The organism is Paenibacillus lignilyticus (genome assembly GCF_017942085.1).
In the GTDB taxonomy this organism is placed as follows: domain Bacteria; phylum Bacillota; class Bacilli; order Paenibacillales; family Paenibacillaceae; genus Paenibacillus_Z; species Paenibacillus_Z lignilyticus.
This window is the reverse complement of sequence record NZ_JAGKSP010000006.1, coordinates 343,224-367,820: the sequence shown is the minus strand read 5'-3', so window position 1 is coordinate 367,820 and position 24,597 is coordinate 343,224. Positions and strand designations below refer to the sequence as shown.

Sequence of the window (24,597 nt, the reverse complement as noted above, 5' to 3'; positions counted from 1 at the left end):
TCACATCGATGCTATACCAGCTTACGCCATGCTTCTGCGGCTGCCTGCTGCTCGGCTTCCTTCTTCGTTCTGCCCGTACCGGAACCGTAACCGGTATCCCCGATATAGACTTCTACAATAAACTCCCGGTCATGCGCAGGACCGCGTTCTTCCACAATGCGATATTCGATCGGGCCCATCCCCGCGTGCTGTGCTTTCTCCTGCAGGTTCGATTTGAAATCCTTCACCAGCAAGCCGCCGTCGCTGTCTATATGCGGAAACATATGTGCAGTCAGAAACGTACGAACCGCATCTAAGCCTTGATCCAGATAAATCGCACCTACAAAGGCTTCGAACAAATCTGCAAGCAATGCAGGACGTTGACGCCCGCCAAGCTGCTCCTCACCGCGTCCCAGAAGAACATGAGAGCCCAACTCCAGCAGATCCGCGAACCGCGCAAGCGAAGGTTCACAAACGATCGATGCCCGCATGCGTGTCAGCTGACCTTCAGGCCGTTCCGGAAATGTCTTGTACAGAAACTCGGAAACGGTTAACTGTAAAATGGCATCGCCGAGAAATTCCAAGCGTTCATTGTGCTCCATTGCGGTTTGCCGGTGTTCGTTCACATAGGAGGTATGTGTAAATGCCTGTCTAAGAAGTCGGATGGTACGAAAATGGAGCTGCAGACGCTGCTGCAGCTCATCGAACTTATCATGCTTCATATTTTCTCATCACGATCGTTGCGTTATGACCGCCGAACCCGAAGGAATTGGACAATGCATAATTGAGATCGGCTTTACGCGGAGTATTCGGCACATAATCGAGATCGCATTCCGGATCTTGATTCTCCAGGTTAATCGTCGGTGGAATAATGCCATTCTTCAAGGATAGTCCCAAAATAACGGCTTCCACACCGCCGGCTGCACCAAGCAAGTGACCGGTCATCGACTTCGTAGAGCTTACTGCCAGTTTGTAGGCATGTTCTCCGAATGTTTTCTTGATGGCCGTCGTTTCGGACTTGTCGCCAACCGGAGTCGATGTACCGTGCGCGTTAATGTAATCGATCTGGGATGGCTCGATACCGCCGTCGCGAAGAGCTTTCACCATACAACGAGCAGCGCCATCCGGATCCGGCTCTGTCATATGATAAGCGTCGCCGCTCATGCCGTAGCCGACGATTTCCGCATAAATGCGAGCGCCGCGCTTCTGTGCATGTTCAAGCGATTCCAGAATCAACACGCCTGAGCCTTCGCCCATGACGAAACCGTCGCGGTCTACATCGAAAGGACGGGAAGCCTTTGTCGGCTCATCGTTTCTTGTCGACATCGCACGCAAGGAGCAGAATCCAGCCATACCCGTCGGTCTGATTGTCGCTTCCGCGCCGCCGCAGATCATGACATCGGCGTCACCGCGTTGAATCATTTTGTAGGAATCGCCAATGGAATGCGTGCCCGTTGCACAAGCCGTAACCGCCGTGCTGTTTGGACCTTTGGCGCCGGTAATCATCGAAACTTGGCCGGAAGCCATGTTAGCGATCATCATCGGAATAAAGAACGGGCTTACGCGCTTAGGACCTTTCTCCAGCAAAATATTATGCTGGTCTTCCCAAGTGCCCAGACCGCCGATACCCGAGCCGATCATAACGCCAACGCGCTCTGCATCTACTTCTTCGCCGATATTGAGCGCTGCATCCTTAACGGCCAGTGTGCTCGCAACAACTGCGAATTGCACGAAACGGTCCATGCGACGCGCTTCTTTTTTATCAATTTGATAATCTTCCGGGTTAAAGTTCTTAATTTCTGCGGCAATTCGAGTCGGATATTCAGAAACGTCGAAAGCTTCCACTAACGAGACGCCTGATTTCCCTTCCATTAAATTACCCCAAAACGTATTCAAATCGGAACCGAGCGAAGTCATAACCCCCATGCCCGTAACGACTACTCTCTGTTTCATACCTATTCACCTCTGATGGGAAACCCAATTGGTTTATCTATCTATAAAAACGCTAATGCGCTTACAGCTGTTATTATGGCAAGGCACACGGATATGGAGAGAAGTCCCGCCTGTAACAACGGGACTAATCATTTGTATTACTTAGCCAGAGAAGATATGTAGTTCACTACTTCTCCCACACTGGTAATTTTCTCTGCATCTTCATCAGAGATTTCCATATCGAATTCATCTTCCAGCTCCATGACAAGTTCAACGACATCAAGAGAGTCAGCTCCAAGATCTTCTTTGAAAGAAGCCTCAAGAGACACCTCCGACTCGTCAACGCCAAGGCGGTCGACAACGATGCGCTTTACACGATCAAATACATCGGACATCCGGTTCACCTCCTCCATGGTATTATACGAGAATTGCGGACAAATTGCCATACCGACCATGTCCCAGCGGCGTCCCTACGGACTTTCCGCCTTGCTTACATGTACATGCCGCCATCCACATGAATCGTCTGTCCGGTCATGTATCCGGCCGCGTTAGACGCAAGGAAACGCACCGCGGCAGCAATATCCTGCGGGTCGCCGAGTCTTGCAAGCGGAATGTCCGCAGCAAGCTTCTCACGCATTTCTTGCGGCAATTTGTCCGTCATGTCGGTTTGAATAAAGCCCGGTGCGACACAGTTCACCGTAATGCCACGGGAAGCCAGCTCGCGTGCTGATGCCTTCGTGAGACCGATGACGCCTGCTTTCGCAGCCACATAGTTAGCCTGCCCCGGATTGCCCAGAACACCAACAACGGACGAAATATTGATGATGCGGCCGGAACGCTGCTTCATCATTTGACGGGTTACGGCTTTAATGCCATTGAACACGCCTTTGAGGTTCGTTTCGATGACTTGGTCGAACTCTTCTTCCTTCATCCGCATGATGAGATTATCGCGCGTAATGCCTGCGTTATTCACCAAAATATCGATGGCGCCGAACGTTTCCACGACTTGCTTGACCATGCCGTCGAACTCGTCGGTCTTGCCTACGTTCGCTTTCAATACCAGCGTGCGGCGGCCGAGCGCCGAAATCGTTTGAGCCGTTTCTGCCGCTGCCGCTTCACTGCCGGAATAGTTAATCGCTACATCTGCGCCGGCTTCAGCCAATGCGATTGCAATGGAACGGCCGATTCCGCGGGATGCTCCTGTTACTAAGGCGATTTTGCCTGAAAGATCTGCAAAGGTCAAAGTGGGGCACCTACTTTCATTTGTATTTATGACCCCCTAAATCCCCCTAAATAGGGGGACCCCAAGGGTCTCCGACCCTCTGGACACCCGGAATGAGGTAACGTAGGAGTTACAGAGTACCGCTCGCGTGAGTTGTACGTGCAGATTCTCGCTTTCGTCCCATTCGGGACACGCTTTACTTTTGACGCCGTTTAGCCACCTGTTGTCCCTTTCGGGACACATGGTAACGTGGACTGATTCAGAGTCGCGTGGGTGGGTGTTCGTGCTAATGCTCGCTTTCGTCCCTTACGGGACACGCTTTACCTTTGGTGCGGGCTTTGTCAGCCTGCGCCTGCGGCTGGCTTCTTCGGTCGGCGTGTTCATCTTCGCCGAGCAGGTCAAGGGCATGGCACCTGCGGTGCCACATAGATTGATCAGCCTGCGCCTGCGGCTGGCTTCTTGAGTCGGCGACTTCATCTTCGCCGAGCAAGTCAAAGGCATGGCGCCTGCGGCACCACAAACTAGTTAAAGAACGGCTGCTTTGAGCGAGTCTAGGCTGTTGATCGAGATGATGTTGACGGTTTTGTCGATTTTCTTGATTAGGCCTGCGAGTACGGAGCCTGATCCGATTTCGACGAAGGTGTCCACGCCTTGCTCGATCAAGTAGCGCACGCTGTCTTCCCAGAGCACCGGCGAGTACACTTGCTCGGCCAAGAGCTTGCGGATTTCGTCTGCGTTTGTCACCGGCTGAGCCGTTACGTTTGCAATGACGGGTACGGAAGCGTCGCTAATGGAAAGAGCCGCCAGTACGCCTTCAAGACGTTCGGCTGCCGGTTTCATTAGGGAAGAGTGGAACGGTCCGCTGACTTCGAGCGGAATGACGCGTTTCGCTCCTGCTTCTTTGCCGCGCTCGACTACGCCTTGTACGCCTGCGGCTGTGCCGGAGACTACGATTTGCCCGGGGCAGTTGACGTTAGCCAGCTCTACTGCGCCTACTTCGGAAGATACTGCTGCACAAAGTGCTGCAAGAGCTTCGCGTTCTGCGCCAAGCACGGCTGCCATTGCGCCTTGGCCGCTTGGCACGGCTTGCTCCATGAACTCGCCGCGAGCGCGAACGGTACGCACCGCGTCTTGGTAAGACAATGCGCCGGCTGCAACCAGCGCGCTGTATTCGCCCAGACTGTGCCCTGCCACGAAGTCAGGCTTCAAACCGCGGTCTTTCAACGCTTCCAGCAGGGCGATGCTTACTGCTAGCAGTGCCGGTTGCGTGTTCGCCGTTTGTTTCAACTGTTCTTCCGGACCGCCAAAAATAATATCGCTCAGTTTAAAGCGGAGCGCTTCGTCCGCGGCGTCAATAATGGCTTTGGACGCGTCGAAGGCTTCATATGCGTCTTTTCCCATTCCGACGGCTTGCGCCCCCTGACCGGGAAATACAAATGCGATTTTACCCAAGCTTCACTGCACCTCCGTGCTTTTCAATGAATCTGAATATACATATATAATGGCGTTGCTTCATTACCAGACAAGTACCGAAGCGCCCCAAGTCAAGCCGCCTCCGAAGCCAACCAGCACCAGATGGTCGCCTTCCTTCACGCGGTTCTGTTCAACCGCCTCCGCAAGTGCAATCGGTATCGAGGCAGCCGACACGTTGCCGTACTTATCCAAATTAATCATGCATTTGTCTTCCGACAAATCAAGACGATTGAGCGCGGATTGAATGATACGGATGTTCGCTTGATGCGGAATGAGCAGGTCAATCTTGCTTTTGTCGAGACCTGCTTTGCGAAGCGCCTCTTCTGCTGCGTTACCCATAATCCGCACTGCGAATTTATAGACCTCATTGCCGGCCATATAAATAAAATGCTGCTTGTTCTCGATGCTCTCTGCTGAAGACGGAGTACGGGAACCGCCTGCACATACTTTCAGAAGTTCGCCGCCGGCGCCGTCTGCACCAAGCTCGAACGAACGGAAGCCGCGTCCTTCAGCCACTTGCCCAAGGACAACCGCGCCCGCGCCGTCACCGAACAAAATGCACGTATTGCGGTCGGTGTAATCCGTAATCCGGGAAAGACATTCTGCTCCGACGACCAGAACATGCTTGTACATACCCGTAGCAATCATATTTGAAGCCGTTGCAAGACCATAGATGAAACCCGAGCAAGCCGCAGACAAATCAAAGGCAGCCGCTTTCTTAGCACCGAGCTTCTCTTGCAGCAGACAAGCCGTCGAAGGGAAGAACATATCCGGCGTAATGGTTGCTACGATGATCAGGTCCAGCTCTTCGGCCGAAATGCCTGCTGCTTCGAGCGCCTTCTTGGATGCATGCAGCGCCAAGTCCGACGTCGCTTGATCCGGAGCAGCAATGCGGCGTTCGCGCATACCGGTCCGCGTTACGATCCATTCGTCGTTCGTTTCCACCATTTGTTCCAAATCTTTATTCGTCAAAATGCGATCCGGCACATATTTGCCCGTGCCGATAATGCCTACGGGATGTAGCTGCATAGTCCCACTCACTTCCTGCTGATTTCCGCTGCTATAGATGATATTAAATTGCTCTCGATTGCTAATTTCGCCTGACGCACAGCGTTCTTAACCGCCTTCACATCCGAGGAGCCGTGACATTTTACGACCAGACCGTTTACGCCAAGAAGCGGCGCACCGCCGTGTTCTTTATAATCCATTTTGTTGCGAAGCGCCCTGAGCTTAGGCTGCACGATCGCTGCCGCGAGTTTGGAGAGCAGCGAGCTTGTGAACACGTCACGCATCGTTTTGAACAATGTGCCTGCCGTACCTTCCATCGCTTTGAGCATGATATTGCCGGCAAAACCGTCGCAGATCAGCACATCGCAGTTACGCACCAGCACATCACGCGCCTCGACATTCCCGATAAAATGAATCGGTGCCGTTTCCAGCAGCTCGTACGCCGCTTTCGTAAGCTCATTGCCTTTCATCGCCTCTGTCCCTACATTGAGCAGACCGACGCGAGGTTTATCCATGCCGTTCATCTTGCTGCGATAGATACTGCCCATGATGGCATACTGCAGCAGATGCTCCGGTTTAGCATCCATGTTCGCGCCAAGATCAAGCGCCAGAACGCCTTTATCATCCATAGTCGGCAGCATCGTAACGAGCGCGGGACGCTCAATGCCTTCCATGCGTCCGACTACCAGCAATCCTGTCGTCATTAATGCACCCGTATTCCCGGCTGAGAGCATTGCTTCCGCTTTGCCTTCACGCACGAGCTGCCCGGCCATGACCATCGAGGAATTTTTCTTCCGGCGGACGGCTTTAACCGGTTCATCATCCGGACCGATTACATCCTCCGCGTGTAAAATCTCAATGTTCGAGGGCCGCTTGGACCCCAGATGCGTTTCGATCCGAGCCTTATCCCCAACGAGAATCAAGTGTACTGCCGGCCATTCAAGTGCCGCTTCCAACGCTCCCTGTACAATCAGAGATGGAGCGTGGTCGCCCCCCATCGCATCAATTGCGATCCGCACCATCCATTCCTCCTTCGATACCCGACTCGCCTGCGCCTGCGGAACGATAAATGACAAAATGGCCTTGGAACACCAATTCGTCACCTACGTACGAGCAAACCTCAACCTTTGCTTTGCTGCGGCCGCCGGAACGAACGTAAGCTTTGGCGATGCATTTCTCACCAAGCTTCACGGATCGTACGAATCTAATGTCAGCTGTTGCCGTTAAAGCAATTTCATCGTTAATCACCGCTACCGCGAGTGAGTTCGCTTGTGCAAAGACATGATGACCGCGTGCGATGCCGGTTCTTGAAAATACATGCTCTTCCTTAATTTCAAAAATAGAAATACCGCTGTTATCCAGCTGCAAATCCACTATATCCCCGATTACCTCATGCAGCGGCAGTGATCGGACGGCGTCATACGAACGCTCCGCCATCAGCTTCATTCTCTCCCGCAGCTCAGGTATGCCAAGCTCCAGCCGGTCAAGCCGCACCGTTTGGATGCTTACTTTCAACTGACGTGTCAGCTCCTGATCCGTTATGAACGGATTATCCTCAATAAGTCCGGTCAGCAGCTGGTGCCTTTGTCTTTTCGGAAGACGTTCGATGGTCCGCACCACCTTGCCTAATGTTCTAAGTATGTACCTCGGCTGATTATCATACACCATGTTTGAGCACACTGATTACAATCAGCTATTATAACCAGGTACTAATAGTATAGTAAAGAAAGCAGCCGAGCGCAATGTGTGGCCGCCTATTTGGGCAAAAAAATAGCACCTCATCACGGGATGAAGTACTATTGCTACGCTTAAAACTATTGTTTGATGATCTCTCTTGATTTGTAAGTTCCGCACACTTTGCATACCCGGTGAGCCAATTTCAACTCTCCGCATTGATCGCATTTAATCATACCCGGCACCGCGAGTTTAAAGTGCGTACGACGTTTGTCACGACGTGTTTTGGATGTTCTACGTTGTGGTACTGCCATGTTTCCCACCTCCTTAACAGAATTCGGTTTGGAACAATACTGGTTTCCAAGGAATCCACTATTATTCCGACTTAAACAAATCTTTCAACGCGGCTAGTCTGGGATCGATATCGTCCTTTTGGCATCCGCAATTTGTCTCATTTAAGTTGGTGCCGCATGTGTGGCAAAGTCCTTTGCAGTCCTCTTCACAAAGCGGTACGAAAGGCAAAGCGAGCATCAGCATTTCTTCAAGAAATGGCTCAAACTCAAGCTTGTCCTCCTCCACCGGAATGATTTCTTCTTCCTCAGATCCGTTTAAAGCGGCTTTCGGCTTGAAACGCTCGTGAAATGGAACGACAACATGTTCTTTCGTCGACTCCAAACACCGCGAGCATGCAAGATCGACATCAACGGACAGTTCGCCCTCCACATGAGCAATACCGTCTTCGCCCCAGGCCGTCATGTTGACGTTCATTGGGTCTGCATGTAATACGTCTTTACGAACTTGCAGCAGCCAATCCGTGTTTAACCTTGACTGAGTGGGAACTTTCAATCCTTTGGCTATTAATTCCCGGACATAAATCTCCATACCATCACTCCAAACAAACAAAGTTTATTATATCGACTATTGAATCGTTTTGTCAACATTTTCACGCCGTGATATAGTGAAAAAATACCCTATCCCCTTTTTGGAGGCTTACATTCATGCGAACCGTCGGGCTCATTGTCGAGTATAACCCATTTCATAACGGTCATCACTATCATTTGCAGCAATCGCTCAAAATAACGGAAAGCGACGCCGTCGTCGCCGTTATGAGCGGCCACTTCCTGCAGCGCGGCGAACCTGCGCTGCTCAATAAATGGACGCGCACCGAGATGGCGCTGCGCGGAGGCTGCGATGTCGTCATCGAACTGCCTGTCGCCTATTCTACGCAGGCGGCAGAATGGTTCGGCTACGGCGCGGTCGCGCTCCTGGAAGCGACGGGCGTCGTAGACGCGCTCTGCTTCGGCAGCGAGGCCGGCGAGATCGGTCCGCTGCGCCGAGTCGCCGGATTGCTCGCGCATGAGCCAGCGGCCTTCAGCGCGCTCATGGCGGATTGCCTGCGGACAGGCGCCAGTTACCCCGCAGCCTACAGCGAAGCTGTTCGCTTGTATATGGAAGCGGCCGGTGACGCTGAGGCGGCCTCCTTCCCGCTCGCCCAGCCGAACAATACGCTGGGGCTGCACTATTTGCTTGCGCTCGAGCGGCTTGGCAGCGCAATCGAGCCCTTCTCTTTGAAACGCGAGAAGGCCGGCTACTCGCAGACGACCATTACAGATGCGCAAATCGCGAGCGCAACGGCAATCCGCAAGCTGACGCTCGAGGCTGCTTCCCCAGAGGGGACCGCCCCTTACGTACCGCATTCTACGCTCGAGCTGCTCATGCGCGATCATGCGATCGGCAGAGGGCGGAGCAGCTGGGTGCAATATACGTCGCAGCTGTTTCATAAGCTTGTCGGCGAGTCGGCAGCGACTCTTGGCAGTTATCACGAAATGACCGAAGGCTTGGAACATCGGCTGAAGAAGATACTCCCTTCGCTCGATACGCTTGCCTTTGAGCCACTGCTCGATAAACTGAAGACGAAACGCTATACGCGCACGAAGCTGCAGCGCGCTTTGCTCTCCGTGCTGCTAGGGCATTCGAAGGAGCTCCTATCTCCGGAACGGCTGCGCGGCGGCATTCAATACATAAGAATACTCGGATACAGCCCTCGAGGGCAAGAGCTGCTTAAGCGAATGCGCAAGACAGCCAAGCTTCCGATCTTAAACAGCGCGGCGCGCTCACAGCAAGCCGACCCGTATCTGGAGCTTGATGTTCAGGCCACTTCGGTATACGCGCTCGGCTGGCCGGACGCAAGCCCGCGCGATCTCTTCCGGGACTATTACGAGAAACCGATCACAATCCAAGGGCGGATTCCATGACTTAGGTCTATCCTTACGTAGACAAGCGTAAAAATGTAGTGGCTGTGTTTGTCCCGGCCCTACATGAATCATTGGAGTGAAACCCATGACGCGAACCATCCTGCTTGCATGCTTGTCGATACTGCTCGTCGCTTCGATTATCGTTCGGCCGGACGAGGCCTTTCAAGCGTCCCTGCAAGGGCTAACCGTCTGGTGGAATCTCGTCTTCCCCGGACTGCTCCCATTCCTTACTTTACTTGAGCTGATGCTCGCCTTCGGCGCTCTGCACGGCTTCGGAGCGCTCTTGCAGCCGCTCATGCGCAAGCTCTTTCGCCTGCCGGGCGAAGCCGGTATTGCGATAGCGCTGGGATGGTCCGGGGGTTTTCCCTGCGGTGCCGAGACAACAGCCGCCCTACGCCGCAGCGAGACGGTAACGGCTCCGGAAGGACAGAGACTGCTCGCGTTGACCCATATGCCGAGCCCCCTGTTCATGCTCCTCGTCGTCGGAGCAGGCTTCTTGGAACGCCCGGCGATCGGAGCCGCAATTGCCGCAGCCGTATGGGCTTCCGCTCTGCTCACAGCTTTCCTGCACGCTCGTTTCGCCAAGATGAAACCTGCCGCAGCAAACGAGCCAGCTCAGCCGCCTGCGGCGGCATCCATTACCCTATTGCTGAAACAAGCGGCGGTCGCCATGGTGGCCGCAAGAAAACGCGATGGCCGAACCTTCGGCAAAGTGCTCGGCGATTCCGTTACGGTATCCGTCTACAAGCTGATGGCCATTGGCGGATTCATGATGTTCGGCGCCGTTCTCGTTAAGCTTACGCAGCCGTTACTGCCGGAAGGCACGCCTGCTTTCCTGCTGCCGGGTTTGATTGAAAGCCATATCGGCACCTACGCGGCGGCTTCCTCGCACTTCACAGGCGGCCTGCCTTGGAATGCGGCAGCTATCGCAGCCGTACTCAGCTTTGGCGGCTTAAGCGCCCTGCTCCAGGCCGGCAGCGCCATCTCCGGCACCGGCTTATCCCTGAAACGGCTTGCCGCTACACGGCTCATCCAGAGCCTGCTCGCGTTCTTCCTTACCCTTGCAGCTTGGAAGCCGATGTCTTCTTTGGCGGGCCGCATCATTCCGGCAGCCGCTCCGGCTATGGAACAACCAGAAAAGACAGGCGGCGCCTCGAATGCAATCATCCACGCGGGCGATTTACATTCACTGTGGCCATATACACCTGTCCTGCTGCTGCTATTCCTCTTCATGCTGCTGGCACTCATAACCGCCTCATTGCTGGCCGCGCCTCAAACCAAGACGAACTAATCCTGGTCCGCATATTTGGCAATCAGCGATTCCCTCACCTCGTCAGGCACCAAGTCCTGCACATTGCCTTTAAACTTCGCAATTTCCTTCACGATGCTGGAGCTCAAATACGAATATTTGGGATTCGTCATCATAAATATCGTCTCGATCTCGCCATCGAGCTGATGATTGGTGGAAGCCATTTGCAGCTCATATTCAAAATCCGTAACCGAACGAATTCCGCGCACGATACAATCCGCATTGCGCGAGCGCATGAAGTTGACGAGCAGATCACGGAAGCTGTCGATCGTCACATTCGGCAGCTCTTTGGTGATTTCAGTTAACAGCGCCTTACGCTCCTCCACCGTAAACAGCGGGTTTTTGCTGGAATTGTTCAGTACCGCAACGATCAAATGATCGAACTGCTTTGCCGCGCGTTTAATAATATCCAAATGCCCGCATGTGACGGGATCAAAGCTGCCCGGATATACGGCAACACGCTGTCTTGGCATTCCTGTTGGTGTTGTCATGCTTACGCCTCCATATGTACGGTTGGCTCTGTCGCCTTTTCGTACCTATAAATAGTCACTGCCGTGTCGCCGTACTTCGAATGTCTGATCTGCCGGAAAACTTCCATCGTCTCCGGATAGACATGGTCAGCATCATGCTCGACGACTATCGTCGCGTCCGTACCGAGCAGATCGCGTTCTGCCAGCTCATTCATTAAACTGTCCATTTCTTTCATCCGGTAAGGCGGGTCCAGAAAAACGAGCTCAAACTTAAGCCCGCGCTTCGCCAGCGCTTTCACCGCCCGCACCGCCTCCGTGCGGTAAATCTCCGCTTGTTCCGCCACCCCGGCAGCCTGTACGTTTTGCTTGATAACCTCGATGCTTCCTCCGTCCAAATCGACAAAAACCGCACGATCCATTCCTCTGCTCAATGACTCAATGCCCAAACCTCCGGTACCCGCAAAGAGATCAAGCACAAATCCGCCATCGAAGAAAGGACCAATCATACTGAAAATCGCTTCTTTTACTTTATCGGTTGTCGGCCGCGTGTTTTTGCCCGGAACCGCCTTTAAGGTCCGGCCTTTAGCCGTGCCTGCAATCACTCTCAAAGCTGCTCTTGCCCCTTTCACCTTAGCCATCCTTACTGCTGCTTGTATCGTACCACAATTCATACGGCATGTTAAACGATTGACTCCGGTTTGTCATGACTTCGCTCCTTCGCGTCTATATATAACCATGCGGCGTAACACATTCCATAGGAGGGATTCCCATGAACAAATATCGGCAGCCCGTAACAGTCCTTCCCGTCCCCTTTCATTTCGGAGCCAGCAGACCCGGTGCAAGCGGCGGTCCGGAGGCCGTCCTGCAAGCAGGCTTACCTGAGAAGCTTCAATTGTTGAATCAAAGTTACTCTATATTACCTTGGAAGGAAACAGCTGAATCCGCAATTGAACGCCGAACATTGGAACGGTTACGCAACTGGGGGCGCGTGCTTGCAATGAGTGAAGCTCTCGCACACTCGGTACATGCGGCCATGGAAAACGAAACCTTTCCGCTCACTATAGGAGGAGATCACAGCATCGCAATCGGCACCATCGCGGGAATTACAGAGCGCATTCAGCAGTTAGGAGTCGTCTGGATTGATGCTCATGCCGATATGAACACGCCGGAAACCTCGCTGACAGGCAATATTCACGGGATGGCTTTGGCAGCGAGTCTTGGTCTCGGCGATTCGAGATTCACAGATCTGCTTGGACGATCCCCGAAATTGCAAGCCAAGCGTGTCGTCCTTGTCGGCGTCAGAGAGCTGGACGAAGGCGAGAAACGAAATATTTACGAAACCGGCATCACCTGTTTTACCATGCATGACATCGACCGTATCGGGATGGGGCGCGTGATGGAGAAAGCCATCGCGATCGCATCGTACGGCTCAGAAGGCGTGCACGTCAGCTTCGATATAGACAGTGTCGATCCCGGTGAAGCTCCCGGAACCGGCACTCCCGTACGCGGCGGTCTTAATTACAGAGAGGCGCATTTGGCCATGGAGATGTTGTTCGATTGCGGGATGGTGACCTCCGCCGATATCGTAGAAGTGAATCCGCTGCTGGATACGAATGGCCGCACAGCCAGACTTGCGGTAGAGCTCATCGGCTCTTTGCTCGGCGAGCGTATATTATAGAAGAGACTTTGTCGGTTGCACAAAGACGCAAAAAAAAGGACGATTCGCATGACTGCGAACCGTCCTTCTTCTTTATTTATGCATAATGGCAGGCAGCCCAATGGTTAGGTTCAACTTCTCGGAATGCAGGCACTTCTGCAGCGCATTTCTCTGTTGCAAACGGACAGCGAGTCCGGAAATGACAGCCGCTTGGCGGGTTAACCGGGCTCGGCAGCTCGCCTGTCAGGACGATACGCTCTTTGTTCTCTTCTACTTCCGGATCCGGTACCGGAATCGCGGACATCAGCGCTTTGGTATACGGATGCTTCGGATTGGCGTAGAGCTCTTCACTCTCGGCAAGCTCAACCATTTTACCCAAATACATAACCGCTACACGGTCACTGATATGTTTAACCATCGCAAGGTCATGCGCGATAAACAAGTACGTCAAGCCGTAATCACGCTGCAAATCCTGCAGCAAATTGACCACTTGCGCTTGAATGGAAACGTCAAGTGCCGAGATCGGCTCGTCGCAAACGATGAATTTCGGATTTAGCGCAAGCGCGCGAGCAATCCCGATCCGTTGACGCTGACCGCCGGAGAATTCATGCGGATAACGTTTCGCGTGATCCGAACGAAGGCCTACACGGTCAAGCAGCCGTTCAACTTGCAGCTTTCTTTCCTTGGAGCTGCCGGCCAAACCGTGAATATCAAGCGGTTCAGCGATCAGGTTTTCAACTTTCCAACGCGGATTAAGCGAAGCATACGGATCTTGGAAAACCATTTGCATTTCGCGTCTCAGCGCCTTCAGGTTAGCCCCTTTAGCAGTCATAATATCTTGACCTTGGAACTTAACGGATCCTGCAGTCGGTTCATACAGACGGAGCAGCGTACGGCCTGCTGTCGATTTACCACAGCCCGACTCGCCTACCATACCGAGCGTTTCGCCTTTGCGGATGCCAAACGAAATATCGTTGACCGCTTTTAGCGTTTTACCATTGCCGATATCGAAGTGCTTCATCAAATGGTCGACTTCGATCAACATGTCATTGTTTGATTTCATGCACTTTCTCCCCCTTTGAGGGCCGCGTCATGCAACCAGCACTTAGCCGTTTGCGTTTCGCTGATTGTGTACGTAGCCGGATCGTTATCTACACAGATCCGCATCGCTTCATCACAACGCGCGCAGAACGCACAGCCAGGTGGCGGTGATGACATATCCGGCGGTGTTCCGATAATCGGAACAAGCGGCTCATTTTTATTTTGATCCAGACGAGGCAGGGAACGAAGCAGCCCTCTCGTGTACGGATGCTGTGGATTTTTGAAAATTTCTTGTTTCGTTCCGGTTTCAACCACTTTACCCGCGTACATAACAACAACGCGGTCACACATGTCGGCAACGATACCAAGGTCATGTGTAATGAGGATAATCGACGTGCCGGTTTTCTTCTGCAGATCCTTCATCAACGTCATGATTTGCGCTTGAATCGTAACGTCCAGTGCTGTTGTCGGCTCGTCCGCAATCAGCAATCTTGGGTTACAAGCAAGTGCAATAGCAATCATAACCCGTTGACGCATACCGCCGGAGAACTGATGCGGGAACTGCTTTACACGTTCTGCCGCATTCGGAATCCCAACCAAATTCAGCAATTCAACCGCACGGCCGGTTGCATCCGACGCGCTCATTTTCTGATGTTTGATGAGTACTTCCGTAATTTGGCGACCTACTGTAAGAGTAGGATTAAGCGAAGTCATCGGATCTTGGAAGATCATGCCGATTTCCTTACCGCGAATGGACTCCATCTCTTTCTCGGTTTTGCTTAGGAGATCTTCGCCCATAAATGAAATGGAGCCCTTCTTGTACACGCCCGGAGGCGTAGGGATCAGACGAAGAATAGATTGAGCGGTAACGCTCTTGCCGCTGCCGGACTCGCCGACGATTGCAACAGACTCCCCGGGATTAATCTCCAAATCAACCCCGCGAACAGCCTGAACCTCTCCACCGCGCACGTGAAACGAGATATGCAAATCAGAAATACTTAGAATCGGATCACTCATAAGCTCACTCCCTGCGCTGTTTATTTTTTCATTTTCGGATCAAACGCATCTTGAAGACCGTCACCGAAAATGTTGAAGGCAAGCATTGTAATGCTCAATAGGGATGCAGGAATCAGCATCAGCCATGGGTACAGTGTCCAAGAGGACATCGCTTCGCCGATCAATGTACCAAGCGATGCCGCCGGTGATTGAACGCCCAGACCCAAGAAGCTTAGGAATGCTTCTGCAAATATAGCGGACGGTACCGACAACGTTACGGTAACGATGATCGGACCGAGTGTGTTCGGAATTAAGTGGCGGAACAAAATGCGGGAACCGCTGGCGCCCATCGATTGTGCCGCAAGCACGTATTCATGGTTCTTCAGCTGCAAAATTTGACCGCGAACGATCCACGACATCGTAATCCAGCCGGTGATGGATAGCGCGATAATGATGGTCGAGAGACCTGAGCCCATTACAACGGAAAGCAAGATAACGACAAGCAGATGCGGAATCGCATAAAGCACTTCAGCAAGCTTGTTCATTGCATCGCCGACACGTTTGCCTGCAAAGCCCATAACACCGCCATAAGCAACACCAATTACAAGGTCGATAAAAGCAGCCGTAAAACCAACGAGAAGCGAGATACGAACGCCCATCCATGTTCTCGTAAAGAGATCACGGCCCAGGTTATCTGTTCCAAACCAGTGCTTGCCCGATGGCGAAGCATAGGTATTCTTCAAATCGTTCGTAGATGAATCATACGGCGAAAACATCGGACATACAACCGCCAAAATTATCATGACGATCAAAACGTACATCCCTGTCATAGCCCATTTATTCTTTTGAAGTCGTGCCCAGTTCTCTTGGAACGTGGAACGGCTTGGTGCAGTTATTACTTCAGCTTCTGTATGTCTTTGCTTCAATTTCTCAAATGGCGCATTAGCAATCTGCTCTTCAAGCTTCAATTCCTTCAGACGCGTACTCATTTTTTAACGACACCTCCGCTGACTTTGATACGCGGATCGACAAGAATGTAAGCCACATCTGTCAAGAAGCGTGCTGCCATAAGAATTACGGCGTAGAAAATCGTAATACCCATAATGAGTGTGTAGTCACGGTTAGTGATGCTGTCCACGAAGTGAGCGCCCAAACCCGGAAGACCATAAATTTGTTCGACTACGACAGAACCTGTAATGATGTTCGCTGTCATAGGACCAAGATAGGTAACAACCGGCAAAATACCGTTACGAAGTCCGTGCTGCCACAGAATGGCTGACGGCGTCAAACCTTTTGCCTTCGCAGTACGAATATAGTCCGAGGTCAGTACCTCGAGCATTGTTGAACGCGTTAATCTCGCGATGAATGCAATAGGGAGTGTCGACAAGGTAATTACTGGAAGCACGTAATCGAGCGGGCTTTCCAACCCTGCAACATTAAATATCGGCACCTTAACAGCGAGGTAATATTGGATCATGGCACCGATAACGAAGTTTGGAACCGAAATACCGATAACGGCAATGAACATCGCCAAGTTATCAATCAATTTCTTATGTCTTAGCGCTGCCATCATACCAAGGTAAATCCCGACAATAACCGAAACAACCACTGCAATCAAACCAATTTTAAGCGATGTGCCAAAGGAATCCGTAATAATACTTGATACCGTTCTGTTCTGACTTCTCATGGATTCACCAAGATCCAGTTGGAACAGGTTTTTCATGTAAATCGCGTATTGCGTGCCAATCGGTTTATCCAAGCCGTAATGCGCCATAATTTGCGCTTTAATCTCCGGCGGAATTGCTTTTTCCTGCGTGAAAGGGTCCCCTGGGACAGCCTTCATCAAGAAAAAGGTTGCGGTGGCTAGAATTAGCAACGAAATCACAATATTAACGAACTTACCACCTAAATACCGAGCCATCCCAAGCCCCCCCAATCAAAGAGAAGGGATATATATGGGGAACCCACATATATCCCTATACCCCTTAGTTTTTTCTTGCTGTTATTATTTTTCGATCGAAATACGAGTGTAATCGACGTTACCGCTGTAATCAACGATTGCGTTTTTCACATACGGTTTAACCAATTGTGCAGAAGAGTAGTAGTACAGCGGCATTAGAGCTTGATTGTCGCCAATCAGCAATTTCTCAGCTTTAGCCATTGCGTCTACACGTTTTTGTTGATCGTTCGTGCTGTAAGCTTCTTTAACCAGTGCATCGTACTCTGGGCTTGCGAAGCCGATATCGTTGTTACCGCCTTTGGATGTGAACATGTCGATGAAAGTCATCGGGTCATTGTAGTCAGCACCCCAACCAGCGCGTGCAACATCATAGTTCAAGCTTTGACGGTTTTTCAAGAATACTTTCCACTCTTGAAGTTCCAGTTTAACTGTGATGCCAAGGTTTGTTTTCCACATGTCAGCGATTGCCTCAGCAACGTTCTTGTGAAGGCCTTCGTTGAAAGCAAGCGAGAATTCAGGCATCGAAGTCATGCCTTCTTCAGCCAAACCTTCTGCAAGCAATTTCTTAGCTTCAGTTACGTCTTCTTTGAAGTAGTCATCTTTCACTTCGGAACGGTATTCGCCGTTCACGCCGTGGATACCTGTGGAAACGAAACCGTAAGCAGGAACTTGGCCGGCTTTAGTAACGTTGTCAACGATTGCTTGACGATCTACAGCCATCGAAAGAGCTTTACGAACTTTTACGTTGTTGAAAGGTTTCTTTTGGTTGTTGAAGTTGTAGTAGTATGTGCTTGCAATACCTTTTACAGAAAGCTCTTTGTTGTTTTCTTTGCGGAACTTGTCAAGTTGCTCCGGCGGAATGCTTCCTGTTGGAGCGCCAGCCCAGTCAAGTTGACCTGTTTTGTACATGTTAAGCTCAGTGTTAGCGTCTTTAACCATCGAGAATTTTACGCTGGACAGTTTGATTTCATCTTTAGCCCAGTAGTTATCGTTTGGTACAAGCTCGATGGAATCACCGTGTTTCCACGAAGCCAATTTGAAAGGACCGTTGCTGATGTAGTCTTTCGCTTCAGCAGCCCAGTTAGCGTTGTCTTTCGCCGATTTATGAACCGGGAAGGAAGTGAAGAACGCTGTGATATTCAAGAAGTACGGAGTTGGGTTTTCCAACTGAACTTCAAGCGTTTTATCATCAAGGGCTTTAACGCCTACTTGCGCCGCATCTGCGATGTGATCCGGGTTGTCTTCTTTGATGTTATGGTTCTGTGCATTTTTGATGTAATAGAGCTGGTAAGCATATGGAGCCGGTGGGTTCAGGTTAGGATCCAAAGTACGTTTCCAGGAGTATTCGAAATCGCCTGCAGTGACAGGGTCACCGTTGGACCATTTCGCATTGTCGCGAAGGTGGAACGTGTATTTCTTGCCGTCTTCGGAAATATCCCATTTCTCAGCTACGCCTGGAACGATGTTGCCATCTTTGTCCATACGTGTAAGACCCTCGAAGAGTCCGCTCAGCACAGTGAAGGATACTTGATCCTGTGCTTGTGCAACATCGAGACTAGGCGGTTCGGATGTAAGGTTCATCCGGAACGTTTGATCGCTGCCCGATCCGCTTTTCCCGCAGGCTGACAATACGCCTGTAAGAACCAGCATGAGTGAAACTAGAACTAGCATTTTTTTCTTCATTGCTTAGAACCCGCCTCCATGTTGATAAGTGTATTTTTTTAAACCCAGAGCCAATAATACAACGAATTTAACAATTTGTAAAACACAATTTGAACAATTGTAAAGATTTACTATCCATACATGTCATATTAGTCAACAAGAACATGACTGGTAACGCATTCAGCCCTTGTGCTTACTAGCTTTTACGAACTTATTGTGCCACAAAATAAGACGACCACCACAGGCCAAATTTTTCCTGCGATGGTCGTCTTATTTTATTGTGGCTCTTGATTACTTCGCGTTCGTCGAAGAGTTTGTCGCGGCGTTGTTCGCTGCCGGTTGTTGCGCTTCGTCGTCTGCAGCAGCATCTTTGAGCGTGTTCGTGATTTGCGATTTCGTCTTCAAGTCTTCGAGCCAAGTCGGCGAAAGCTCTTGCACCTTCTGCGCGATCAGCTGCTCTTTAATATCTGCTTTCTTCTCGTCGAGCGTTGCAGCCTTAGCCGCTTTATGATCGATTGCTTTGATGATATGGAAGCCGTATTGCGTTTGAATCGGCGCGCTGATCTCGTCTTTCTTCAGCTTGAATGCCGCTTCTTCGAATGCCGGATCCATCTGGCCTTTGCCGAAGAAGCCAAGGTCGCCGCCTTGATCTTTGCTGCCAGGGTCCGTGGATTTCTCTTTTGCAAGCGCAGCAAAGTCTGCGCCTTCTTTAAGCTGTTTTTCGATTGCATCCGCTTCTTCTTTGGTCGCTACAAGAATATGCGAAGCCTTCACTTGTTCCGGCTCATCGAATTGCGCTTTATTTTGTTCGAAATACGTTTTAACATCCGCGTCCGTTACTTTCGCCTGCGGCTCAAGAATTTTACGGATACGAAGCTGCATTGGTGTTTGTTTCTTCAGATCGTCAAGCGTCATGCCTGCTTGCTGAAGCGCACCTTCGAACTCAGCTTCGGACGGGAAACGCTTCTTGATGCTTTCAATTTCTTTCTCCACTTCAGCATCGCCTACAACGATACCCGCTTTATCTGCTTCTTGCTTAATAAGCTCGTCCTGAATCATGTTCTCAAGCGTTTGCTCGCCGCCAACCTTGGCCATCTCGTCATACAATTGATCCTTGGTTATAGCAACACCGTTAACGGAGCCCACTGTTTCACTGCTGCCGCCGCCAAACGGCATCTTCACAATTGTAAAGAGCAGAACAACAGCTAGTCCGATAGAAATGTACATCCATGCTTTACCGTTATTCTTTGCTGCAGGAGCTGCTGCCTCCGGGCCGGGCTGCACTGCTGCAGGTTGTTGTTTATCCTCATCGAGCTCTTCGACATCGTGATCCTTGTCATTATCTGTCGCTTCGACTGGTTCAACAGCTGCAATTTCGGCCGCTTCATCCGAGGAAACAACCTCTTTCGTTTCTTGCTCTACTGCCTCAAGCTCATTCTCATTCAAATTTTTCTCTTTATCTTTCTCGTTCAACTTGAAAACTCCCTTCCGGCATTTGCAATCTGTTTTTAACATTACTGAGTCACTATATCATGTATAACCCGCGTAAACCTTAAGATAACATGAAATAGGTCGAAATAATCGAAAATTTGTCATAATAGCCATGCATGCACAGGCAGCAGAAGCACGGGCGTAAACACGGCGCAAGCGGCCATCGAGAAGCCGCTGAGACCTCCGCGCTCTTCTGATTCGGACAGCAGCTTCGCCGACCCAATTCCATGTGCGGCAGCACCTATTGCAATCGACGACGCTATGTTGTCTCGAACGCCGCATAACCGCAGCAGAGGAGGACCCGCTATACTGCCGACAAGTCCGGTCAACACGGTAAGAGCAGCCGTTAATTCAGGCGTGCCTCCCAGCCAGCCGGATAAATCAACAGCTACCGCGGCGGTTACCGATTTCGGCAGCGCGGTGCGAAGAAAGGTTTCCGTTCCGCCAAACAGCAGGACACACAATGTATTCACCAGAAGGCCAACCGCACTTCCAACCAGAGCACCAAGCAATAAAGCCGGAAGGATGCGGCGAAGCCTCATGGCATGCTTGTACAAGGGAACCGCCATCGCAACCGTTGCAGGCCCGAGAAAAAAGGTGACGATATTTCCGCCGGCCCTATAGTCAAGGAAGGAGATATTGCCAAGCTGTAACACCAAATAAACAAGGATCGGCGCACTTAGCAGCGGATGCAGCCAGCTCCATCGCCGGCGGATGAGTACAGCAGACGCGTAGGCGGTCAGCGTCAATAGGATGCCAAACATCGGATCAGCAAACAGCTCACTGCTCATCCCCTGCACGCTCCTTCCGTCTAACGAGCATCTTGGTCGTAAGTCCTGTTAGGATTACGATCGTTAACGTGCCGGCGGTAAGACTCATAATCGCCGCTAACCAGGATGATCCGATCCCGGGTCCGAATGCGGCTGCACCGGCCAGCAGCGGAACAAAGAACAGCATCATATGCCTATTAAGAAAACCAGCGCTTTGCTCCACCCACTCCAGCTTCACGATTCCCATAAATAAAGCTGCTGACAGAAGCAGCAGCCCTAATACATGAGAGGGAAGCGGAACCGAAGCAAACCGATGCAGCAGCCAGCCCAATCCGTCAAATCCCATTATGATACAAAATCCGCGCATTGCCTTAATTCACCTGATTGCAAACATCGCCTTGTATAAACGAGCGCAAATTATCGGCTGCAATCCCCATCAGTCTTTTGCGTGCTTCGACCGTTGCCCAGCCGATATGCGGAGTAATCGTACAATTAGCGGCATGCAGCAGCGGATGATCGACAGCCGGCGGCTCCACACTCAACACATCCAGTCCCGCTCCAGCAATACGCCCGCTGTTTAGCGCATTTGCCAAATCCTGTTCCACGACGTGACCGCCCCTTGCCGTGTTGATGAGGATCGCCGAACGTTTCATGAGACCCAACGTACGCTGGTTCACAAGTCCGGTTGTGTCCTGTGTCAGCGGACAGTGCAGCGAGACAACATCGGCTGAACGGAACAATTCACTGTTCGAAACGAAAGCAACGGATTCCAGCCCCGGAACCACTTTGGGTGTGCGCGTATGTACCACGACTTTCATCCCGAATGCCAGCGCTGCTCTGGCAACCTGCTGACCGATTTGACCGTAACCCACGATCCCCATTGTCTTGCCCGAGAGCTCCATAAGAGGATGCAGGGAGAATGTAAAATCAGGTCCGGCAGACCAACGACCGCTATGTACGGCACTGCTGTGGGCAGTCACATGATAAGTCAGTTCCAGCATGAGAGCGAAGACCAATTGAACAACGGAATGCGTACTGTAATCCGGCACATTCGTCACCACAATGTCATGTTCCGCGGCTGCTTCCGTATCCACAACGTTGTAGCCGGTAGCTAATACGCCGATGTATTGAAGCTGCGGTAACTTCGCCATTATTTCCGCTGAAATCGGCGTTTTGTTCGTGAGTACGACATCGGCTCTTAACGCTCGATTCACGATATCCTCTCGCGCTGTCCGCTCATAAACAATCAGCTCGCCAAGCGTGTTGAACTCGGCCCAATCCAGGTCTCCGGGATTTAAAGTAAATCCATCCAAGACTACAATTCTCATTCCTTCAAGCTCCCCCTTTATCCTGCATTAATCGGAGTATTTCCTAGTCATGCCAATAAGTTGATCATACCTTATTAAGACGGTGATGCGAACCAATTTCATAGGATTTCTGCGACTTTTTAGGTAGCTTTATCACTTCAACGCATATACGGAGTGTAGCTTTATTACTGTAACGCGTTTTCTCAAAAAAGTTTCTTCATTATATATAGCGATTTTCGCATGTCCGGAGACAGAGAATAAACATGACCCGTGCTTGATAAAAAGTTCATCCGCTTCCATGGGAGTGGACGGAATTGTTCCGGAATTTATCCGGACGATCAGTGAGCAAATGCCGAGGCCATCAGGAATCGCACCGCTGCGAATTTGACAGACCCATCAGTTCTGGCACAATTCGCTGCATCTCTTTGTCTTTTCTTCCTATTGCTCGTATATCTTTCTGCCCCCATTAACTCCTGATTTGAAAGCATAGCATCCACCGATAGCTATCCTGAGTTTTGGCTTATGTCGACGGCTTCGTAGCTCCAATGATCAAGTGCATCGGCATCATGGATCTGATCATTATTTTGTACACGCTAACTATAAACAAACATTATTCATTTCTTCCGCTTCATTACCGGCAATGCTGCTATGTTGTTCGGTATAAAATTGCATGATGGAAATCAACAGACGGGCATACAGAGCATGCGCTATGAGCTCCCTTGATCTACAAGGTAAAATATTCCAACTTATCCGTATTCAGACCTTGGCGCAGAACAAAAAAAGAGGCTGTACTATTGAATAGTACAGCCTGTTATATTCCATTAAACCCTTTACCTATAAGGATCAAATATTGATTACTAGTACAATGATTCCAAGAATCAATAAAAGGATGGGCATCATCATTTTGTTTGCTGCATCCTTCACTTTAAGATGCGTAACTATGGCTCCTACCATCGTTACAACGATTAAGATACCACCCCAAGCTGCCAGTTCATCAAACCAAAGCCCGCAAATAAGTATTGCCGCTATGACAATTTCAACCAGACCCGTAAATACCCTAAAACCTGCCGGGTATCCATAGCGCTTAAATTCTTCCGCCATTTGCGATCCGAACTTCATAAATCCAAACAGCAGAAATCCTAAACCTAATACAATTTGAAGAATGATTGAAAACAATTTTACTCTCTCCCTCTACTCTATTTTACCCTAATATTATTTATTTTATTGTTAGGATTAATATTATCCTATCATTAGGATTTATTTTCGTCAAGGAGAATTCGAGTAACGAGCAGACGAGACAGCGAGACAACAAAAAAACCACGATGAATTGTCATCGCGGTTTAACAGATAAGGCTGTATTTTAGGGTGAAAAAAATCCGGGGCCCCATTGCTGGGGCCCCTTTCATGGGAGAGGAGAAACCGGACGAAGAGCTTATGGGGAAACGTAAGTCTTCTCCGCGGTTGTCTACGGCATCTCGCGACGCCGATATCTTAAGAATGCCCAGTTCAGGCGGATATATACATCGTTAAATCAATTTCTTCCTGTACAGCACGGATAATAAACGGTAAAAGTCATAGCTGCCGCCATTTGGCGTATCGATTAATTTAGCTTTCACCGCAGCAGTAACAGCATCTTTTGCCCATTCAGGCACGGCATCCATCTCGTTGCTGGCATCGATTTTAAGCGCCCATAATTGCAGCTCTTTTAATGCATTCGTCTGATCCAGCAGCGCGATTTTGAGTTGATCATTGTCCGACTTTAGTTTCAAGGTCAGTTTCTGCAGCTCATCGAATGCTTTCTTCTCCTCTGCAGTCATCGGTTCATCCTCCCTGTTCTTGTTGTCATATTGCGTTAAGTTGCTCCCTTTGATAATAGCCGTCAATTTATCCGCATAAGCGGGATCTGTCGCATAACCGCAGGCAAGCAGCATTCGAACCTGCTCAAACGGCGTTTTAGCCAATCGCACCCGATCGTAACGGCTGCGTGCGAACAACAAGTCCTGGTCTTTATAGAAATCATAAATGCTATCATATGCACGAAATGTCGCCGTCTCCGTAACTCGTCTACCGTCAATGACTTCCCATGTTCGTTTATCCACCACTGCGCCTTTCCAATATCCGTTGGGCACGCCGGCCCCGACTTTATAACCCGCAAGGTTATTCCAGTACGGAATATTGCCGCCTGTTTCGAGCCAGCTCTGGGCTAACCGTACGGATGGGAAAACAGGTGAGCCTTCCGCGTAAATCCGTTTTACAACCGGGAGCAGCAGTTCAAAAAAGGATTGTTTGTCCATCTAAACCCGACACCTCCCTACCGATTCGAACTCGCAACCTATTACTATTTATATGAGATTCGCATCTGCTTGGCTACCGTCAATCGTCCCAGACCCA

Annotated in this window: 27 protein-coding genes; 4 read left to right on the top strand and 23 right to left on the bottom strand. The window is 50.7% G+C overall.

The window, feature by feature from the left end; all coding sequences use genetic code 11:
• Positions 1-11: 11 nt before the first annotated feature.
• The 4 genes from rnc to fabG all read right to left on the bottom strand — a co-directional run bounded on the left by rnc (position 12) and on the right by fabG (position 3,154).
• Positions 12-701 carry a ribonuclease III gene (gene rnc / locus I8J30_RS17680; protein WP_210659986.1) on the bottom strand — a complete coding sequence of 230 codons (690 nt, stop codon included), beginning with the start codon at positions 699-701 and terminating at the stop codon, positions 12-14.
• Positions 691-1,932 (bottom strand): beta-ketoacyl-ACP synthase II, encoded by a 1,242-nt coding sequence (fabF, locus tag I8J30_RS17675; protein WP_210659984.1) that lies wholly within the window; start codon positions 1,930-1,932, stop codon positions 691-693. Before fabF ends, rnc begins: the two co-directional genes overlap by 11 nt.
• A 137-nt stretch (positions 1,933-2,069) precedes the next feature.
• The gene (gene acpP / locus I8J30_RS17670; protein WP_091218839.1) at positions 2,070-2,306 is read right to left on the bottom strand and encodes an acyl carrier protein; all 237 of its coding nucleotides are present in this window, start codon (positions 2,304-2,306) and stop codon (positions 2,070-2,072) included.
• Between the two features lie 95 nt (positions 2,307-2,401).
• Positions 2,402-3,154, bottom strand: coding sequence for a 3-oxoacyl-[acyl-carrier-protein] reductase (gene fabG / locus I8J30_RS17665; protein ID WP_091218842.1), 753 nt, complete (start codon positions 3,152-3,154; stop codon positions 2,402-2,404).
• 268 nt (positions 3,155-3,422) lie between these two features.
• Here fabG and I8J30_RS17660 point away from each other — a divergent pair, with 268 nt between their 5' ends.
• Entirely contained in the window at positions 3,423-3,596 is a 174-nt protein-coding gene (locus tag I8J30_RS17660) for a hypothetical protein (RefSeq protein WP_210659973.1), read from the top strand.
• Between the two features lie 62 nt (positions 3,597-3,658).
• Here the strand turns inward: I8J30_RS17660 and fabD are convergent, their stop codons facing one another.
• The 6 genes from fabD to I8J30_RS17630 all read right to left on the bottom strand — a co-directional run bounded on the left by fabD (position 3,659) and on the right by I8J30_RS17630 (position 8,170).
• On the bottom strand, positions 3,659-4,585 hold the full coding sequence (gene fabD / locus I8J30_RS17655) for an ACP S-malonyltransferase (RefSeq protein WP_210659947.1): 927 nt from the start codon (positions 4,583-4,585) through the stop codon (positions 3,659-3,661).
• Positions 4,586-4,648: 63 nt separating this feature from the next.
• On the bottom strand, positions 4,649-5,635 hold the full coding sequence (locus I8J30_RS17650) for a beta-ketoacyl-ACP synthase III (RefSeq protein ID WP_091218849.1): 987 nt from the start codon (positions 5,633-5,635) through the stop codon (positions 4,649-4,651).
• An 8-nt stretch (positions 5,636-5,643) separates the two neighbouring features.
• The gene (plsX, locus tag I8J30_RS17645; RefSeq protein ID WP_210660140.1) at positions 5,644-6,633 is read right to left on the bottom strand and encodes a phosphate acyltransferase PlsX; all 990 of its coding nucleotides are present in this window, start codon (positions 6,631-6,633) and stop codon (positions 5,644-5,646) included.
• Positions 6,617-7,282 (bottom strand): transcription factor FapR, encoded by a 666-nt coding sequence (fapR, locus tag I8J30_RS17640; RefSeq protein WP_210659945.1) that lies wholly within the window; start codon positions 7,280-7,282, stop codon positions 6,617-6,619. The genes plsX and fapR overlap by 17 nt, the downstream gene beginning before the upstream one ends.
• A gap of 146 nt (positions 7,283-7,428) precedes the next feature.
• Positions 7,429-7,602, bottom strand: a complete 174-nt coding sequence (rpmF, locus tag I8J30_RS17635; protein WP_090976607.1) for a 50S ribosomal protein L32 — start codon at positions 7,600-7,602, stop codon at positions 7,429-7,431.
• A 61-nt stretch (positions 7,603-7,663) separates the two neighbouring features.
• Positions 7,664-8,170 carry a YceD family protein gene (locus tag I8J30_RS17630; RefSeq protein ID WP_210659943.1) on the bottom strand — a complete coding sequence of 169 codons (507 nt, stop codon included), beginning with the start codon at positions 8,168-8,170 and terminating at the stop codon, positions 7,664-7,666.
• Between the two features lie 116 nt (positions 8,171-8,286).
• Here I8J30_RS17630 and I8J30_RS17625 point away from each other — a divergent pair, with 116 nt between their 5' ends.
• On the top strand, positions 8,287-9,543 hold the full coding sequence (locus I8J30_RS17625) for a nucleotidyltransferase (protein ID WP_210659941.1): 1,257 nt from the start codon (positions 8,287-8,289) through the stop codon (positions 9,541-9,543).
• 85 nt (positions 9,544-9,628) lie between these two features.
• Positions 9,629-10,834, top strand: a complete 1,206-nt coding sequence (locus tag I8J30_RS17620) for a nucleoside recognition domain-containing protein (RefSeq protein ID WP_210659939.1) — start codon at positions 9,629-9,631, stop codon at positions 10,832-10,834.
• Here I8J30_RS17620 and coaD read toward each other — a convergent pair.
• Positions 10,831-11,343, bottom strand: coding sequence for a pantetheine-phosphate adenylyltransferase (gene coaD / locus I8J30_RS17615; RefSeq protein ID WP_240548135.1), 513 nt, complete (start codon positions 11,341-11,343; stop codon positions 10,831-10,833). The genes I8J30_RS17620 and coaD overlap by 4 nt on opposite strands.
• A 2-nt stretch (positions 11,344-11,345) precedes the next feature.
• Positions 11,346-11,930: a 16S rRNA (guanine(966)-N(2))-methyltransferase RsmD gene (gene rsmD / locus I8J30_RS17610; RefSeq protein ID WP_210660121.1), complete on the bottom strand. Its 585-nt coding sequence runs from the start codon at positions 11,928-11,930 to the stop codon at positions 11,346-11,348.
• A gap of 161 nt (positions 11,931-12,091) precedes the next feature.
• Here rsmD and rocF point away from each other — a divergent pair, with 161 nt between their 5' ends.
• A complete protein-coding gene (rocF, locus tag I8J30_RS17605) occupies positions 12,092-13,000 on the top strand; it encodes an arginase (protein ID WP_210659937.1) in 909 nt (302 codons plus the stop codon).
• Between the two features lie 76 nt (positions 13,001-13,076).
• On the opposite strand, the gene I8J30_RS17600 is transcribed toward rocF, so the two are convergent.
• The 11 genes from I8J30_RS17600 to I8J30_RS17550 all read right to left on the bottom strand — a co-directional run bounded on the left by I8J30_RS17600 (position 13,077) and on the right by I8J30_RS17550 (position 24,500).
• Positions 13,077-14,042, bottom strand: a complete 966-nt coding sequence (locus I8J30_RS17600; protein WP_210659935.1) for an ABC transporter ATP-binding protein — start codon at positions 14,040-14,042, stop codon at positions 13,077-13,079.
• The gene (locus I8J30_RS17595; RefSeq protein WP_210659933.1) at positions 14,039-15,037 is read right to left on the bottom strand and encodes an ABC transporter ATP-binding protein; all 999 of its coding nucleotides are present in this window, start codon (positions 15,035-15,037) and stop codon (positions 14,039-14,041) included. Before I8J30_RS17595 ends, I8J30_RS17600 begins: the two co-directional genes overlap by 4 nt.
• Before the next feature lie 20 nt (positions 15,038-15,057).
• Positions 15,058-16,005 (bottom strand): ABC transporter permease, encoded by a 948-nt coding sequence (locus I8J30_RS17590; RefSeq protein ID WP_210659931.1) that lies wholly within the window; start codon positions 16,003-16,005, stop codon positions 15,058-15,060.
• Positions 16,002-16,937, bottom strand: coding sequence for an ABC transporter permease (locus tag I8J30_RS17585; RefSeq protein WP_210659929.1), 936 nt, complete (start codon positions 16,935-16,937; stop codon positions 16,002-16,004). Before I8J30_RS17585 ends, I8J30_RS17590 begins: the two co-directional genes overlap by 4 nt.
• Positions 16,938-17,021: 84 nt before the next feature.
• Entirely contained in the window at positions 17,022-18,659 is a 1,638-nt protein-coding gene (locus I8J30_RS17580; RefSeq protein WP_210659927.1) for a peptide ABC transporter substrate-binding protein, read from the bottom strand.
• Between the two features lie 270 nt (positions 18,660-18,929).
• Positions 18,930-20,111, bottom strand: coding sequence for a peptidylprolyl isomerase (locus tag I8J30_RS17575; RefSeq protein ID WP_240548134.1), 1,182 nt, complete (start codon positions 20,109-20,111; stop codon positions 18,930-18,932).
• Between the two features lie 119 nt (positions 20,112-20,230).
• Positions 20,231-20,920: an LrgB family protein gene (locus tag I8J30_RS17570; protein WP_210659923.1), complete on the bottom strand. Its 690-nt coding sequence runs from the start codon at positions 20,918-20,920 to the stop codon at positions 20,231-20,233.
• Positions 20,910-21,266: a CidA/LrgA family protein gene (locus tag I8J30_RS17565; RefSeq protein WP_210659921.1), complete on the bottom strand. Its 357-nt coding sequence runs from the start codon at positions 21,264-21,266 to the stop codon at positions 20,910-20,912. The genes I8J30_RS17570 and I8J30_RS17565 overlap by 11 nt, the downstream gene beginning before the upstream one ends.
• A 4-nt stretch (positions 21,267-21,270) precedes the next feature.
• Complete coding sequence (locus tag I8J30_RS17560; RefSeq protein WP_210659920.1) at positions 21,271-22,227, bottom strand: D-2-hydroxyacid dehydrogenase; 957 nt, start codon at positions 22,225-22,227, stop codon at positions 21,271-21,273.
• A gap of 822 nt (positions 22,228-23,049) precedes the next feature.
• Positions 23,050-23,382, bottom strand: a complete 333-nt coding sequence (locus I8J30_RS17555; protein ID WP_240548133.1) for a DoxX family protein — start codon at positions 23,380-23,382, stop codon at positions 23,050-23,052.
• 350 nt (positions 23,383-23,732) lie between these two features.
• Positions 23,733-24,500 carry a glycoside hydrolase family 73 protein gene (locus tag I8J30_RS17550; RefSeq protein ID WP_210659918.1) on the bottom strand — a complete coding sequence of 256 codons (768 nt, stop codon included), beginning with the start codon at positions 24,498-24,500 and terminating at the stop codon, positions 23,733-23,735.
• Between the last annotated feature and the right edge of the window lie 97 nt (positions 24,501-24,597).